The 15412-nt window shown below is 61.9% G+C and carries 19 protein-coding genes; 11 read left to right on the top strand and 8 right to left on the bottom strand.

Translation table 11 applies throughout. The features are described from left to right. Positions 1-31: 31 nt before the first annotated feature. The 4 genes from scpB to GTQ41_RS07750 form a co-directional block, all read right to left on the bottom strand. Positions 32-1003, bottom strand: coding sequence for an SMC-Scp complex subunit ScpB (gene scpB, locus GTQ41_RS07765; RefSeq protein ID WP_047292460.1), 972 nt, complete (start codon positions 1001-1003; stop codon positions 32-34). Between the two features lie 11 nt (positions 1004-1014). Beyond that, on the bottom strand, positions 1015-1713 hold the full coding sequence (locus GTQ41_RS07760; protein ID WP_171061841.1) for a ScpA family protein: 699 nt from the start codon (positions 1711-1713) through the stop codon (positions 1015-1017). A 123-nt stretch (positions 1714-1836) separates the two neighbouring features. Beyond that, positions 1837-2466, bottom strand: a complete 630-nt coding sequence (locus GTQ41_RS07755; RefSeq protein WP_007966016.1) for an L-threonylcarbamoyladenylate synthase — start codon at positions 2464-2466, stop codon at positions 1837-1839. Positions 2467-2479: 13 nt separating this feature from the next. Further along, complete coding sequence (locus GTQ41_RS07750) at positions 2480-3343, bottom strand: PHP domain-containing protein (protein WP_047292458.1); 864 nt, start codon at positions 3341-3343, stop codon at positions 2480-2482. A gap of 87 nt (positions 3344-3430) precedes the next feature. Between GTQ41_RS07750 and GTQ41_RS07745 the strand changes: the two genes are divergently transcribed. The 6 genes from GTQ41_RS07745 (at position 3431) to GTQ41_RS07720 (ending at position 7859) form a co-directional block, all read left to right on the top strand. Next, positions 3431-4027: a septation protein A gene (locus GTQ41_RS07745; protein ID WP_027613975.1), complete on the top strand. Its 597-nt coding sequence runs from the start codon at positions 3431-3433 to the stop codon at positions 4025-4027. A gap of 1 nt (position 4028) precedes the next feature. Beyond that, the gene (locus GTQ41_RS07740) at positions 4029-4328 is read left to right on the top strand and encodes a YciI family protein (protein ID WP_047292455.1); all 300 of its coding nucleotides are present in this window, start codon (positions 4029-4031) and stop codon (positions 4326-4328) included. Between the two features lie 246 nt (positions 4329-4574). Continuing rightward, positions 4575-4985: a translation initiation factor 2 gene (locus GTQ41_RS07735; protein ID WP_047292453.1), complete on the top strand. Its 411-nt coding sequence runs from the start codon at positions 4575-4577 to the stop codon at positions 4983-4985. Between the two features lie 7 nt (positions 4986-4992). Then, positions 4993-5670, top strand: a complete 678-nt coding sequence (locus GTQ41_RS07730; protein WP_041073070.1) for a response regulator transcription factor — start codon at positions 4993-4995, stop codon at positions 5668-5670. Positions 5671-5899: 229 nt separating this feature from the next. Continuing rightward, entirely contained in the window at positions 5900-6349 is a 450-nt protein-coding gene (locus GTQ41_RS07725; RefSeq protein ID WP_041073072.1) for a Spy/CpxP family protein refolding chaperone, read from the top strand. Between the two features lie 169 nt (positions 6350-6518). Next, positions 6519-7859 carry a HAMP domain-containing sensor histidine kinase gene (locus tag GTQ41_RS07720; RefSeq protein WP_047292450.1) on the top strand — a complete coding sequence of 447 codons (1341 nt, stop codon included), beginning with the start codon at positions 6519-6521 and terminating at the stop codon, positions 7857-7859. A gap of 105 nt (positions 7860-7964) precedes the next feature. On the opposite strand, the gene GTQ41_RS07715 is transcribed toward GTQ41_RS07720, so the two are convergent. Continuing rightward, positions 7965-8531, bottom strand: coding sequence for a nitroreductase family protein (locus tag GTQ41_RS07715; protein ID WP_047292448.1), 567 nt, complete (start codon positions 8529-8531; stop codon positions 7965-7967). 121 nt (positions 8532-8652) lie between these two features. Between GTQ41_RS07715 and GTQ41_RS07710 the strand changes: the two genes are divergently transcribed. Further along, positions 8653-10107, top strand: coding sequence for a TrkH family potassium uptake protein (locus GTQ41_RS07710; RefSeq protein WP_047292446.1), 1455 nt, complete (start codon positions 8653-8655; stop codon positions 10105-10107). Here the strand turns inward: GTQ41_RS07710 and GTQ41_RS07705 are convergent. Then, the gene (locus tag GTQ41_RS07705; protein ID WP_217325479.1) at positions 10064-11119 is read right to left on the bottom strand and encodes an AraC family transcriptional regulator; all 1056 of its coding nucleotides are present in this window, start codon (positions 11117-11119) and stop codon (positions 10064-10066) included. The genes GTQ41_RS07710 and GTQ41_RS07705 overlap by 44 nt on opposite strands. Positions 11120-11283: 164 nt before the next feature. Here GTQ41_RS07705 and GTQ41_RS07700 point away from each other — a divergent pair, with 164 nt between their 5' ends. After that, on the top strand, positions 11284-11595 hold the full coding sequence (locus GTQ41_RS07700) for a DUF962 domain-containing protein (protein WP_217325478.1): 312 nt from the start codon (positions 11284-11286) through the stop codon (positions 11593-11595). A gap of 26 nt (positions 11596-11621) precedes the next feature. Continuing rightward, positions 11622-12212, top strand: a complete 591-nt coding sequence (locus GTQ41_RS07695; RefSeq protein WP_047292438.1) for an HD domain-containing protein — start codon at positions 11622-11624, stop codon at positions 12210-12212. A 116-nt stretch (positions 12213-12328) separates the two neighbouring features. Here GTQ41_RS07695 and GTQ41_RS07690 read toward each other — a convergent pair whose 3' ends face one another. Then, positions 12329-13144, bottom strand: a complete 816-nt coding sequence (locus GTQ41_RS07690) for a UDP-2,3-diacylglucosamine diphosphatase (RefSeq protein ID WP_047292436.1) — start codon at positions 13142-13144, stop codon at positions 12329-12331. 136 nt (positions 13145-13280) lie between these two features. Between GTQ41_RS07690 and GTQ41_RS07685 the strand changes: the two genes are divergently transcribed. Both GTQ41_RS07685 and GTQ41_RS07680 read left to right on the top strand, forming a co-directional pair. After that, positions 13281-14045 carry an AraC family transcriptional regulator gene (locus GTQ41_RS07685; protein ID WP_047292432.1) on the top strand — a complete coding sequence of 255 codons (765 nt, stop codon included), beginning with the start codon at positions 13281-13283 and terminating at the stop codon, positions 14043-14045. A gap of 175 nt (positions 14046-14220) precedes the next feature. Next, positions 14221-15114 (top strand): DMT family transporter, encoded by an 894-nt coding sequence (locus GTQ41_RS07680; RefSeq protein WP_047292430.1) that lies wholly within the window; start codon positions 14221-14223, stop codon positions 15112-15114. Here GTQ41_RS07680 and GTQ41_RS07675 read toward each other — a convergent pair. Then, complete coding sequence (locus tag GTQ41_RS07675) at positions 15108-15395, bottom strand: SelT/SelW/SelH family protein (RefSeq protein WP_027613985.1); 288 nt, start codon at positions 15393-15395, stop codon at positions 15108-15110. The genes GTQ41_RS07680 and GTQ41_RS07675 overlap by 7 nt on opposite strands. Positions 15396-15412 lie beyond the last annotated feature (17 nt).

Genomic DNA, 15412 nt, shown 5'->3' with positions numbered 1-15412 from the left:
CTGCCGCAGGCTGCGATCTTTTCGGCGCGCATCAGTCCTCGAACTCGCGGCGTTCGGCTTCGATGGCTTCGGCCAGGGCGCGCGCCTCGGCTTCTTCTTCACTCAGTTCGGGCTCCGCTGCAGGTAGTTCGAGGGCAGCGACGGCAGCGAGAAGTTTTTCCCGGGCCTCGGCAACGCCAAGAATGTCCTCTTCCGGTTCGGCTTCAGGCTCGGCCTCAAGTTCAACTTCAATCGGCGGCTCGACGGTCTCGGCTTCCGGCTCAGACGTCGACGTCTCCCCGTCCGCCGCATCGCGCAACAAATCATCGAAGTCGGTCTTGATCCCCTCCTCCATGCTGTCCAGTTCCAGCAGCAAGCTGTGGAAGCTGGTTTCTTCCTTCGGCTCTTCCGGCTCGGCGCTGGCGTCGGCCTGTTCCTGCAGGCCTTGCGGCACCGGTGCGTCGTCGAAATCGAGGACGGGCTCGGCTTCCATCTCACGCAGTTCGGCCAGCGGCGGCAGGTCTTCAAGGTTCTTCAGATTGAAGTGATCGAGAAACGCCTTGGTGGTGGCGAACATCGCCGGCTTGCCCGGCACGTCGCGGTACCCGACGATGCGAATCCACTCGCGCTCGATCAGCGTTTTGACGATGTTGGTGTTGACCGCCACACCCCGCACGTCTTCGATCTCGCCCCGGGTAATCGGCTGGCGATAGGCGATCAGCGCCATGGTTTCCAGCAGCGCACGGGAATAGCGCTGTGGCCGTTCTTCCCACAAACGCCCGACCCACGGCGAAAACTTCTCGCGGATCTGCAGGCGGTAGCCGGAGGCGACTTCCTTGAGCTCGAACGCGCGGCCCTCGCAGGACTTGGCCAGCAGGCTCAGGGCTTTCTTGAAGACCGGCGGTTCAGGGCGCTCACCTTCTTCGAACAGTTCGTAGAGGCGTTCAAGCGATTGCGGTTTTCCCGAGGCCAACAGAAAGGCTTCAAGCAGGGGCGCCAGCTCGCGGGGTTCAGTCAGGTTCATGTTTCGACTCGTTATTCGGCTCGGGCTCGCACGTGGATCGCGGCGAACGGCTCATTCTGCACCAGCTCGACCAAGGATTCCTTGACCAGTTCAAGGATCGCCATAAAGGTCACGACCACACCGAGGCGACCTTCCTCGGCGGTGAACAGCTCGACAAACGGCACAAAACCGCCGCCCTTGAGCCGCTCCAGCACATCGCTCATGCGCTCGCGGGTCGACAATGCCTCGCGGCTGACCTGATGGCTCTCGAACATGTCGCCCCGGCGCAGCACTTCGGCCATGGACATCAGAATTTCTTCCAGCGCGACATCCGGCAACAGCTTGCGTGCCCGGGCTTCCGGGGCGTCGAGCTTGGGCACCACAACATCGCGTCCGACCCGGCTCAGGCCGTCGATGCCTTCGGCGGCGGCCTTGAAGCGCTCGTATTCCTGCAGGCGGCGGATCAGTTCGGCGCGCGGGTCGTCCTCTTCGTCTTCGACGGTTTCGGCCCGCGGCAGGAGCATCCGCGATTTGATTTCGGCCAGCATCGCGGCCATCACCAGGTACTCGGCGGCCAGTTCCAGGCGCACCGACTGCATCAACTCGACATAGCCCATGTACTGACGGGTGATTTCCGCCACCGGGATGTCGAGAATGTTGATGTTCTGTTTGCGGATCAGGTACAGCAGCAGGTCGAGCGGGCCTTCGAAGGCTTCGAGAAACACTTCCAGCGCATCCGGCGGGATGTACAGGTCCAGCGGCATTTCCGTGACCGCCTGGCCATAGACCATGGCAAACGGCAGTTCCTGCTGGGCGCCGGCTTGGGGATCGACAACGGTTTCCACTGCGGACATTCAGGCCTCGACCATGAACGGCGCGGGGTCGCCGCAACCGACGCGGATCACTTCCGGGTCGTCGCCGGTCAGGTCGATCACGGTGGACGCCTTGATCCCGCCGAAACCGCCGTCGATGATCAGATCCACCTGGTGTTCCAGCAATTGACGCATTTCGTACGGATCGCTCAGCGGATCTTCATCGCCGGGCATGATCAGGGTCACACTCATCAGCGGCTCGCCGAGTTCGGCCAGCAACGCCAAGGCAATCGGATGGCTCGGCACCCGCAGGCCGATGGTGCGTTTCTTCGGATGCAGCAGCAAACGCGGCACTTCGCGGGTGGCATTGAGGATAAAGGTGTAAGGCCCCGGCAGATGCGCCTTGAGAATGCGGAAGGTGCCGGTGTCGATCTTGGCATAGTTGCCCAGTTGCGACAGATCGCTGCAGATCAGCGCAAAGTTGTGCTTTTCGTCGAGCTGACGCAGACGGCGCACGCGCTCGATTGCGGTCTTGTCGCCGATCTGGCAACCGATGGCGTAGGAAGAGTCCGTGGGATAAATCACCACCCCGCCCTTGCGGATGATCTCGACCGCCTGTTTGATCAGGCGCGCTTGCGGGTTTTCCGGATGGATCTGGAAAAATTGACTCACATTCTCTACCTGTTCAGACGGCGGCGATAACTGTGTCATGTTTGAACCGACCCCACAGGGGTGGAAGGTCCTCGGGAACCGGCCGGTACTGGCCAATCTCGGACCAGCCACCAGGGCCATGAAAATCACTGCCGGCACTGACCAGCAGACCGAACTCACGGGCAAGGATCGCCAGGCTGCCGACCTGTTCTGCGGGCTGATGGCCATTGACCACTTCGATTGCATGCCCGCCCGCTTGAATATAGTCGGCAATCAGCTTTCGGCGCTTGCTGCGGGTGAAATCGTAGTGCCACGGATGCGCCAGACTGACCCACGCCCCGGCGGCGCGCAGGGTGCCGACGGTGTCTTCCAGCGTCGGCCAGTGCTGCTTGACGTCACCCAGCTTGCCGGCGCCGAGCCATTTGCGGAATGCCTCGGCGCGATCCTTTACGAAACCTTCACGCACCATCCAGTCGGCAAAATGCGGGCGGGCCGGCGCGTTGCCGCTGTCGCCCAGTTCCTGCTGGATCTGCCGGGCGCCTTCGAGGGCACCGGGCATACCTTTGAGGCCAAGCTTGCGGCTTATTTCTTCCGACCGCAGCCAGCGGCCATCGTGCAATCTGGCGATGGCCTCGACCAAGGGCGCGGCGTTGACGTCGAAACCGTAGCCCAGCACGTGGATGGTCGCGCCGCCCCAGGTGCAGGACAGTTCGACGCCATTGACCAGTTGCATGCCCAGTTCTTCGGCGGCGCTGCGCGCTTCGGCGAGGCCTTCGAGGGTGTCATGATCGGTCAACGCCAGGACTCGCACGCCGTTTTCAAACGCACGCGCAACCAGAACCGCCGGCGCCAGGGCGCCATCGGAGGCCGTGCTGTGGCAGTGCAAATCAACATTCACGGGGAGTTGTAACCTCAAATCAGCTGGCGCTATCGCGCGCCCATATGTTTGTTATTATGCCGCCACATCCAGCTTCTGGCTCTCACTGTGAAACAATTCATCGATTTCATCCCGCTTCTGCTGTTTTTCATCGTTTACAAACTGGATCCACGGGTCGTCGACATCGCCGGCCATGAGGTGACTGTAGGCGGTATTTACAGCGCCACGGCGATGCTGATCATCAGCTCCCTCGTAGTCTACGGCGCGCTGTTCATCAAGCAGCGCAAGCTGGAAAAAAGCCAATGGCTGACCCTGATCGCCTGCCTGGTGTTCGGCAGCCTGACCCTGGCCTTCCACAGCGAGACCTTCCTCAAATGGAAAGCCCCGGTGGTCAACTGGCTGTTCGCCCTGGCCTTCATCGGAAGCCACTTCATCGGTGACCGCCTGCTGATCAAACGCATCATGGGCCACGCGCTGACCCTGCCGGATCCGGTCTGGACCCGCCTGAACATCGCCTGGATCGCCTTCTTCCTGTTCTGCGGCGCTGCCAACCTGTTCGTGGCATTCACCTTCCAGAGCATCTGGGTCGACTTCAAGGTGTTCGGCAGTCTGGGCATGACCGTGCTGTTCCTGGTCGGTCAGGGCATCTACCTGTCCCGCCATCTGCACGACGCCGATACCACAACGCCAAAAACCGAGGACTGACATGCTCTACGCAATCATTGCCACCGACGTCGCCAACTCGCTCGAAGCCCGCCTCGCCGCGCGCCCGGCCCACCTCGAACGCCTGCAAGTGCTCAAGGGCGAAGGCCGCATCGTGCTGGCCGGCCCGCACCCGGCGATCGACAGCAATGATCCGGGCGCGGCGGGTTTCACCGGCAGCCTGATCGTCGCCGAATTCGACTCCCTGAGCGCCGCCCAGGCCTGGGCCGACGCCGATCCGTACATCGCTGCTGGCGTGTACGCCAATGTGATCGTCAAACCGTTCAAGCAAGTCCTGCCGTAAAGAGGCAATCTTGTGGCGAGGGAGCTTGCTCCCGCTGGGTCGCGCAGCGGCCCCGCTTTTCAAAGGCAATGGGACTGCTGCGCAGTCCAGCGGGAGCAAGCTCCCTCGCCACAGTTTCAACAGGTGCCTTATCTCTGCATTGCCTCTGGCACTGAACCTTCCCGCTTCTCACTGCTCTCAATCGCTCATTATTCTCGTTTGCCTGCCGACAACCTGCCCAATATCCATTTGCTAGCAGGAATCGCAATGCGCAAAGGTCCGTTGTGTCTGATGTGGGTCACGTTGACGATCATGGCGCCCGCCCATGGTGAAGAAACCACCGAAAGCGGCAGCTCCACGCCATTGTCATTAAGTGCCGGCAGCCAGATTACCGAGTTGCAGCAGCGCCTGAAGGCCAGCGAGCAGCAGCGGGAAGAATTGAGCAAACAACTGCAAAATGCCGACAACACCCGCGAAAGCGCCGTGCTCGCCAGGTTGCGCCAAGAGAATCAGCGCCTGAAGCTGCAACTCAAGGAAGCCCAGGCCAGTCCCTTGCCGCGTTTGCTGACCGAACAGCAGCAATGGTTCGTTACGGGCGCCGGGGTAGCGCTATTGGCGCTGCTGTGCGGTATCTTTGCCAGTGGAGCAAGCCGAAAACGTCGGCAATGGCTAAATTGAGTGAGTCATGAGCGAGCTGTTACTGATTGATGATGACCAGGAGTTGTGTGAACTCCTGAGTAGCTGGCTGAGCCAGGAAGGCTTTCTGGTGCGTGCCTGCCACGATGGCCAGAGCGCGCGCAAGGCGTTGGCCGAATCGGCCCCGGCGGCGGTGGTGCTGGACGTGATGCTGCCCGATGGCAGCGGTCTGGAACTGCTCAAGCAATTGCGCAGCGAGCACGCAGAGCTGCCGGTGCTGATGCTCTCGGCCCGGGGCGAACCGCTGGACCGTATTCTCGGTCTGGAGCTGGGGGCCGACGATTACCTGGCCAAGCCCTGCGATCCGCGTGAACTCACCGCGCGCCTGCGCGCCGTGCTGCGCCGCAGCCACCCGGCCGCCGTATCCACCCAACTCGAACTCGGCGACCTGAGCTTCAGCCCGGTGCGCGGCGTGGTCAGCATCGACGAAAAAGAACTGACACTTACCGTTTCCGAAAGCCGCCTGCTCGAAGCCCTGCTCAAGCAGCCCGGCGAACCGCTGGACAAACAGGAACTGGCGCAACTGGCCCTCGGTCGCAAGCTGACCCTGTACGACCGCAGCCTCGACATGCACGTGAGCAACCTGCGCAAGAAGATCGGCCCGCATCCCGACGGCCGCCCACGGATCGTCGCCCTGCGCAGCCGTGGTTATTACTACAGCCTCTGATCCACGTCCGACACAACGACATCCCCCTGTAGGAGCTGCCGAAGGCAGCGATCTTTGCTTTTAAAGATCAAAAGATCGCAGCGTGCCGCAGCTCCTACAGGGGATATGTGTAAGGCTGGAGACAAAGCGTCTTTACCCAAGCTTTACGCAGCGCTGACCGCCGCTGACCTTGATCTCCGTAATCTGAACTCATCCGGAACGTACCGGGAACGAGACAAGGAGATACACCATGCGCAAGACTCTTATCGCTCTGATGTTCGCTGCCGCTCTGCCAACCGTCGCCATGGCCATGCCACAGGATGGTGGCCCGATGGGTGGCCCACTCGACGGCCCACGCCACGGCGGTCAGATGCACGGCGAACACGGCAAAGGCCCGTACAGCCAACTCGACCTGACCCGCGAACAGCGCGATCAGATCCGCAAGATCATGGGCGAGCAGATGCACGAACGTCGCCAGGTGGTCGAGAAGTACCTGGAAAAACTCTCGCCGGCTGACCAGAAAGCCATGAAAGACGAGATGGCGGCCAACCACAAGAAAGCCGAAGCTGACGTACGCAACCTGCTGAAACCGGATCAACAGAAGAAATTCGACGAGATCCAGAAGAAACAGGCTGAACGCCGCGCCGAATGGGCCGAGTTCAAAGCGTGGAAAGCGCAACAGCCGCAAAAGGCGCAATAATGTTCTGATCACAGGCCCGACGGCTGATACCGTCGGGCCTGTTTACATTCGAAACGGTAGGAGCTGCCGAAGGCTGCGATCTTTTGATCTTGATCTTGAAAAACAAAATCAAAAGATCGCAGCCTTCGGCAGCTCCTACAGGGCTTACGCGTTTGTTTGAGGATTTTCTGTGCGTTCACTGTTCTGGCGTATTCTCGCGAGCTTCTGGCTGGCCATCGCCCTGGTGGCAGGGCTGTCGATCCTGCTCGGGCACATGCTCAATCAGGACGCGTGGATCCTCAGCCGCCATCCGGGCCTCAACACGCTGGCCGCCGAATGGACGCAAACCTACGAAGCCCAGGGCGAAGACGCCGCGCAGGACATCCTTCAACAGCGCAAACGCCAGTACCACATTGACGTCCAGGTGCTGAACGAAAGCGGCGACCCGGTGGTGCGTGGCACCTTCCCGCGTCGCGCCGCCGCCTTCGAAGCCAGACAGAACAACGATGACCGACGTCTGCCCTGGCGCCGCCTGACCGACGAATTCACCAGCGAAAAAACCGGCGACACTTACCTGTTCATCTTCCGCATCCCGCACCCGGAACTCGATGCGTGGCACCGTGAAAGCCTGCTCTGGCCGCTGAGTGCGCTGGGTATCGCACTGGTGGTACTGACCCTGTTCAGCCTGCTGGTGACCTTCTCCATCACCCGCCCGCTCAGCCGTTTGCGCGGTGCGGTGCATGATCTGGGGCAGACCACCTACCAACAGAACAGCCTGGCGAAACTGGCCAACCGTCGCGACGAATTCGGTGTGCTGGCCAACGACTTCAACCGCATGGGTGCGCGCCTGCAAAGCCTGATCGGCAGTCAGCGCCAGTTGCTGCGCGACGTGTCCCACGAACTGCGTTCACCTCTGGCGCGACTGCGCATCGCGCTGGCGCTGGCGGAACGGGCCAATCCTGAAGAACGGGAAAAACTCTGGCCACGCCTGACCCGCGAGTGCGATCGGCTGGAAGCGTTGATCAGCGAAATTCTGGTGCTGGCACGGGTCGATGCCGACAACGCCAGTGCCGAAGCGGTGGACCTGAACGCCCTGCTCGGCACCTTGCAGAAAGATGCCCAGCTCGGCTCACCCGAGCAGAGCGTGCGCCTGAACGCCGAGCCACAGCTGAGTCTGACCGGATGGCCGACCATGATCGAGCGCGCCGTCGACAACCTGTTGCGCAACGCCCAGCGTTTCAACCCGGTGGGCCAGGCGATCGAGATGCAGGCTACGCGTCAGGGCGAGCGGATTGTCGTGAGCGTGCGCGACCACGGGCCGGGCGTACAGGCCGAACACCTGAGCCAGTTGGGCGAACCGTTTTACCGGGCGCCGGGGCAAACGGCGGCGGGACATGGCCTGGGCCTGGCAATTGCCAGGCGGGCGGCGGAGCGGCATGGCGGGAGTCTGACCCTGGCCAATCATCCCGAGGGCGGGTTTATTGCCAGCCTGGAATTGCCGCTGGTGCCAGGGGCTGTCGTCCAACCTTAGACTTTCGATGAAAAAAAAGATCGTCCGATCGCGGCCCGAGCCTGCGGCAGCTCCTACAGAGCCGAAACACCTGTAGGAGCTGCCGCAGGCTGCGATCTTTTGACTTTAAACCTTGCCCGGCCAGGCGCTGACGAATTCGGCCAGATCAACTTTCTCGGCAACGCGCGGCTCTTTCTGCGGCGTGCCGAGGTACAGGAAGGCAATCACCTGCTCGCCTTCAGCTAGGCCCAGCCCCTTGGCCACATGCGCCGAATAGGCCAGATCACCGGTACGCCACACCGCACCAATCCCCTGCGCATAGGCCGCCAGCAGAATTCCGTGCGCCGCACACCCCGCCGCCAGCAACTGCTCGGCCTTCGGATACTTGACGTGCTCCTGCAGTTTCGCGATCACCACGACCACCAGCGGCGCCCGCAGCGGGCCGTTGCGCGCCTTGTCGATCATCGCTTCAGTGACTTCACCTTCCTGCATCTGCGCCGCTTCGGCCAGCAACTCGCCCATTTGCTCGCGCGCCGCACCTTCGACGGTGAGGAAACGATACGGCTGCAGATGGCCGTGATCCGGCGCACGCAGGGCCGCACCGAACAGCGCTTCGCGCTGCTGCGCGGTGGGGGCCGGTTCGACCAGGCGTGGAACGGAAACACGGTTGAGCAACGCGTCGAGAGCCTGCATCGGCCACCTCCTGAGAAAAATGTGCGGCTATTCTAGCTTCATCTGCCAACGGGATGCCGGTTTACATGCCCTGCCTCACGGGTAGAATGGCGCCCTTCCCACTTCAGCCCGAGCGGACTTCATGGCGTTGCCGACCTTACGGATCATTGGTTTCATCATCGGCATCTTCCTGATCACCCTGGCCGTCGCCATGGTCGTGCCCATGGCCACCCTGGTGATTTTCGAGCGCACCAGTGACCTGCCGTCGTTCCTCTGGGCGAGCATGATCACCTTCCTCGCCGGCCTTGCGCTGGTGATTCCCGGACGCCCGGAACACATCCATCTGCGCCCGCGTGACATGTACCTGTTGACGGTCAGCAGCTGGCTGGTGGTGTGCATTTTCGCCGCGCTGCCATTCCTGCTGACTCAGCACATCAGCTACACCGACTCGTTCTTTGAAAGCATGTCCGGCATCACCGCCACCGGCTCAACCGTGCTCAGCGGGCTGGACAGCATGTCGCCGGGAATCCTGATGTGGCGCTCGCTGCTGCACTGGCTCGGCGGCATCGGCTTCATCGGCATGGCGGTGGCGATTCTGCCGTTGCTGCGCATCGGTGGCATGCGCCTGTTCCAGACCGAATCCTCCGACCGTTCAGAAAAGGTCATGCCGCGCTCGCACATGGTGGCGCGCCTGATCGTGGCCGCCTACGTCGGCATCACCATCCTCGGCAGCCTGGCATTCTGGTGGGCCGGAATGAGCCCGTTCGATGCGATCAACCACGCGATGTCGGCGATCTCCACCGGCGGCTTCTCGACCTCCGACCAGTCATTGGCGAAGTGGACACAACCGGCGGTGCACTGGGTCGCGGTGGTGATCATGATTCTCGGCAGCCTGCCATTCACCCTCTATGTCGCGACCATGCGCGGCAATCGCAAGGCATTGATCAAGGATCAGCAGGTGCAGGGCCTGCTCGGCATGTTGCTGGTGACCTGGCTGGTGCTTGGCACCTGGTATTGGTGGACCACCAAGCTGCATTGGCTGGAGGCCCTGCGGCACGTGGCGCTGAACGTGACCTCGGTGGTCACCACCACCGGTTTCGCCCTCGGCGACTACAGCCTGTGGGGCAACTTCTCGCTGATGCTGTTTTTCTATCTGGGCTTTGTCGGCGGCTGCTCCGGTTCGACCGCGGGCGGGATCAAGATCTTCCGTTTCCAGGTCGCCTACATCCTGCTCAAGGCCAACCTTAACCAGTTGATTCACCCGCGCGCGGTGATCAAGCAGAAGTACAACGGTCACCGTCTCGACGAAGAAATCGTGCGTTCGATTCTGACTTTTTCGTTCTTCTTCGCCATCACCATTTGCGTGATCGCCCTGCTGCTGTCGCTGCTCGGCGTGGACTGGATGACTGCGCTGACCGGCGCTGCCAGCACCGTGTCCGGCGTCGGCCCGGGCCTGGGTGAGACCATCGGCCCGGCGGGCAACTTCGCCACCCTGCCGGATGCCGCGAAGTGGATCCTGTCGTTCGGCATGCTGCTCGGCCGACTGGAGATCATTACGGTGTTTGTGCTGTGTATTCCGGCCTTTTGGCGTCACTGACCGGCGCCTGCAACAGCCGCGCCCGGTAATCGCCGGGCGTGGTGTCAAACCAGCGACGGAAGGCGCGGAAGAAGTTGCTCGGATCGGCAAACCCCAGCAGATACGCAATCTCCAGCAGGGTCATGCTCGGCTGGGCCAGGTATTGCTCGGCGAGTTCGCGGCGGGTGTCGTCGAGCAACTGCTGAAAACTCGTGCCCTCCTCCTGCAACCGCCGCTGCAAGGTGCGCTGCGACAGATGCAGGGTCTGCGCCACCGTATCGCGCTTGGGTTCGCCCTGCGGCAACAAGCGACATAGCACCTGCCGAGCCTTGTGGGTCACGCGGCTTTCAGAGAATCGCGCCAGGTACTCCCCGGCAAACCGGTCGTGCAACAGCGCCATGGCTTCGTTGGCGGTGGGCAGTGGCGCCTCCATGTCGGCCCGTTCGAAAATCAACGCATCGTACGGCGCGTTGAACATCAGCGGCGCATGGAAGGCTTGCCTGTAAGGTTGCAGGTCTGCGGGCTCGTCGCCCTGAAACAGCACTTTGACCGGATGCAGCGTGCGCCCGGTCAACCAGCTGCACAGGCCCAACGCACAGGCCAGCGAGGCTTCGGCACTCTGTCGGGTCGGTGGCAGGTGATCGCCATGCACCGTCAGAATCAGCGCATAGCCTTCTTCGAGCAGGCGAAAACTCAGGTCGGCACTTTCGGCGATGATCCGCTGATAACGCACCAACCGTTGGAAGCCTTCGGCCAAGGTGTTGCTCGACATCAAGGCATAGCCGGCGACATGGAACGAGGCCGGACGCACCACTTTGCCCATGTTCAAGCCGATCGCCGGGTTGCCGGACAGCTCGACCGCCCGTTGCCAGAGCCGGGTCATGGAATCTTGCGGGAAACGCGCATCCGGATCATCCAGGGCGGCGTAATCGAGCCCCAGTTGCTTGAACAGCACCCGGCAATCCAGGCCGTCCATCTCCAATGCTTTGACAATCCCCATCGCCCAGCTTGCAGAAGTCGTTCGTTCGCTCATGGCGTCATTCTTTTACATGATGGATCACATGTTGCGACCCGATTTGCGAAGGATACTAAAGTGGCGCCCATTGTCACTGGCTGATACCAGTGTTCACTCTAGACTCAAATAGGCTACCCGCCGAACAACTTGCCGTCAGAACAATAACCACAGAGATCGCAGTCGTGGAAAACATCAAGCCATTCAATAGCTTCGCCGAGTTCTATCCGTATTACCTCAGCGAACACGCCAACAGTACCTGCCGCCGATTGCATTTTATCGGCACCACGCTGGTGATTTTCATTCTGGCCATGACCCTCGCCAAGGGCGCCTGGCTAATGTTACTGGCCCTGCCGCTGGCCGGTTACAGCTTTGCCTGGGTCGGGCACTTCTTCTTTGAGAAGAACCGTCCGGCGACTTTCCAGCATCCGCTGTACAGCCTGCTCGGCGATTTCGTCATGTACCGCGACATGATCCTCGGCCGCGTGGCGTTCTGAAACCCGACACACCTGGAGGCTTGCCGATGAACGCCAATGCCCGCTTCACCCACATGCAGGATGGTACGCCGGAAGACTGGGCGATCATCGCCGCAGACTTCAGCGCCTACGCCCGGCAATTGCCGTCGCGGATCGTCGCGCACCTGAAGTTGCTGGAAGGTGATTTCGGCGGCTTCCCGGTGGATCGCCTGACCCACTCGCTGCAAACCGCGACCCGCGCCTATCGCGATGGCCGTGACGAGGAGTACGTGGTCTGTGCGCTGCTGCATGACATCGGCGACACCCTCGGCTCCTACAATCACCCGGACATCGCGGCGGCGATTCTCAAACCGTTCGTCAGCGCCGAAAATCTGTGGATGGTCGAGAAGCACGGAATCTTTCAGGGTTACTACTTCTTCCATCACCTGGGCATGGATCGGCACCTGCGCGAGCAATTCGCCGCGCATCCGCAGTACCAGGCGACGGCGGAATTCTGCGCCAGGTACGATGCGGCGGCGTTCGACCCGGCCTATGAAACCCTGCCGCTGAGCTTCTTCGAGCCGATGCTGGAACGGCTGTTTGCGCAGCCGAAGCATTCGATCTACAAGGCGGCGATGGAAGAACACGCCCCCGCCTGATGTTGTCTGTACCGGCCTCATCGCTGGCAAGCCAGCTCCCACAGGTATTGCGAGCGCCCCCGATCACTGTGGGAGCTGGCTTGCCAGCGATGAGGCCCTTTTGTATAGCCGAGAAATCAGGCGAGTTCAGCGACCTTGGCCGCCTTGAGCTGCGCCTCCCGTGCCTGGGCATCTGCCAGGCGATACAACTCGATCGTGCCATCCCAATGCTCGATCAACGCCGTGCACGACTCCACCCAGTCGCCGCAATTGAGGTAGTCCACCTCGCCGACCTTGCGGATCTCGGCATGGTGAATATGCCCGCAGACCACGCCGTGCAATTCGCGTTTCACACATTCGTGGGCGATCGCTTCTTCGAAGTCGCTGATGAAGCTCACCGCCGTCTTCACCTTGTGTTTCAGGTACGCCGACAACGACCAGTAGCCGTAGCCATAACGGGCACGCCAGTGATTGAGCCAGCGGTTGAGGGTCAGGGTGAATTCGTAGGCCGAGTCGCCGAGAAAGGCCAGCCAGCGGTGATAGCGGGTGATCACGTCAAATTGATCGCCATGGATCACCAGCAAGTGCCGGCCATCCGCCGTGACGTGCACCGCCTCGTCGACCAACTGGATGTTGCCGAGGATCAGCTTCGAATAACGGCGCAGGAATTCGTCGTGGTTGCCGGTGACGTAGATCACCTCGGTGCCGCGCTTGCTCATGGTCAGCAGGCGGCGGATCACGTTGGTGTGCGCCTGTGGCCAGTACATGCCACCGCGCAGCTTCCAGCCGTCGATGATGTCTCCGACCAGGTAGATCTTGTCGGCGTGGTAGCCCTTGAGAAATTGCGACAAGTGCTCGGCCTGGCAGTCCCGTGTGCCCAGATGCACATCGGAAATCCACAAGGTGCGCACCCGTTGTTTACGGCTGGGTCTGGCGAGCTCGGCGCTGGTCATGGGCAACCCTCTGCGATGTTTTCGCCACTGTGCACGCGCCTAGTGAATCGACCATGACAGACAGGCGTCAGTCGTGTGACAGCGCGCAAGCCCGTTGCCCCGGTGTAGACTGGCGCTCACTTCGGAGACCTCTGCCATGCGCCCGATCCTGACTCTGCGCCAATACACCCACGACCTGATCGTCCACAGCCACGACCACGCGCAACTGGTGTTCGGTCTGTCCGGCGCGCTGGATTTCGAAGTCGAGGGTCAGGGCAGCCAGGTGCGTCAGCAGAGTTTCGTGGTCGTCCCCGGCGGCGCGCATCATGCCTGCGGCAGTCCCGATGGCAGCCGTTGTCTGGTACTGGACGTGCCCGACGGGCCATGGCTGAACGATTCGCTGGGCGAGCACGCCGACGCCAGTCAGCGCTTGCTCGACCAGCCTGCGCGGTTGTCCCTTGATGCCGGGCAAAGCCAATTGGTCAATTGGCTGGCGAACAGCCCGGTCACGGATCCGCTGATCGCCCAGCAAGGCGCGGTGTTGCTGCTCGCCAGCCTGAATCACGGCAGACCTGCCGAACACTCGGCGCGGCGTCTGCCCTACGCGGCGCTGGATGCGCACATCGAACAATACGCCGCCTACCCGCTGCAAGTGGCCGATCTGGCGCAGATCGCCGGATTGTCCAGCGCCCGCCTGCACGCACGGTTCATGGCGGAATGCGGGCAGACGCCGATGGACTACATTCGCAGCCGGCGGCTGCACAAGGCGGTTTGCCTGCTGCGCGACACGGCGCTGCCCATCGGCGAAATCGCCTGCCGGGTCGGCTACAGTTCGCAAAGTGCGTTCGCGGCGGCAGTATTGCGGGAGTTTGGCGCGTCCCCGGGCCAATTGCGCCGCGATTCCTGCGACAAAAAACGCTAGTTCGCCGACAGACTTCTGCGCCGCAACACGTTTCAATGTTTGCCCATGCTCCCTGTAGGAGCTGCCGAAGGCTGCGATCTTTTGACTTTGGCTTTTCAAGATCAAAAGCAAGATCAAAAGATCGCAGACTGCGGCAGCTCCTGCATTTGAAACCGTGTTCGGATTAAGGATTGCAATGACTCCGCGTACCGCCCTCGGCGCCCTGCATATCGGCGCTCTGATGTTCGGCCTGACCGGTGTGTTCGGCAAACTCGCGGCCGCCTCACCGGCGGTGATCGTCTTCGGACGTGCGGCGTTTGCCGTGCTCGCCCTGGCCTTTTTCGCCCGCTTCGCCAGCCAGCACGGCTGGCAGAAACTGCAGGCGGTCGACTGGCGCCGCCTGGCACTCAGCGGCGTGTTGCTGGCCGGGCACTGGGTGAGTTTTTTCATCGCAGTGAAAGTCGCCGGGGTGGCGATTGCGACCTTGGGCTTCGCGAGTTTCCCGGCGTTCACGGTGATTCTTGAAGGGCTGATTTTCCGCGAACGCATCCGCGCCAATGAAATTATGCTGGTGGTGCTGGTCAGCGTGGGTCTTGTGCTTGTAACTCCGGCGTTCGATCTGGCCAGCGGCGCCACCACCGGATTGCTCTGGGCGGTGCTGTCGGGCTTGCTGTTCGCCCTGCTGTCGCTGACCAACCGCGCCAGCTCCGGACGTATCCCGGCGGTGCAGGCGGCGCTGTGTCAAAACGTGGTGGTGGCGCTGTGTCTGCTGCCGGTCGCGGCCCCGCAACTGAGCGAAGTACGCGCGATGGACTGGCTGTGGATCGGCCTGCTCGGGGTGTTCTGCACCGGCGTTGCGCACAGCCTGTTTGTCGCCAGCCTCGCGGTGATCAAGGCGCGCACCGCCGCCGTGGTGTTCGCCATGGAGCCGGTCTACGGCATCACCGTCGCCTGGCTGCTGTTCGATGAAAACCCGAGCGTGCGCATGCTGATCGGCGGCGCGCTGATCATCGTCGCCATCGTGGTCTCGGCGCGGATGTCAGGCAGCGCCGACAAGAAAACCGTCGCGGCCGAAGCCGCGTCTCACTGAGTGCGGTCGTTGTGGCCGAGGTCGCGCTCAGGGTCGATCTGATCGCGGACTCGCTGCTTGAGCACCTTGGCCTCGGGAAAGCCGCCGTCGGCCTTGCGCTCCCAGATCTGCACATCGTCGCAGCTGATGTGAAATACCCCGCCGGTGCCGGGCACCAGAGACACCTTGCCGAGGTCGTCGCCGAAAGTGCTGAGCAGTTCCTGCGCCAGCCACGCGGCGCGCAGCAGCCACTGGCATTGAGTGCAATACGTGATGACGATTTCCGGTTTTGCAGCAGACATGTTCGCTGAAACTCCTG

Source organism: Pseudomonas sp. AN-B15, assembly GCF_019056475.1.
GTDB classification, from domain to species: Bacteria; Pseudomonadota; Gammaproteobacteria; order Pseudomonadales; family Pseudomonadaceae; genus Aquipseudomonas; species Aquipseudomonas parakoreensis.
Note: the sequence above shows the minus strand (reverse complement) of the source record. Positions and strands in the feature narration are given on the sequence as shown.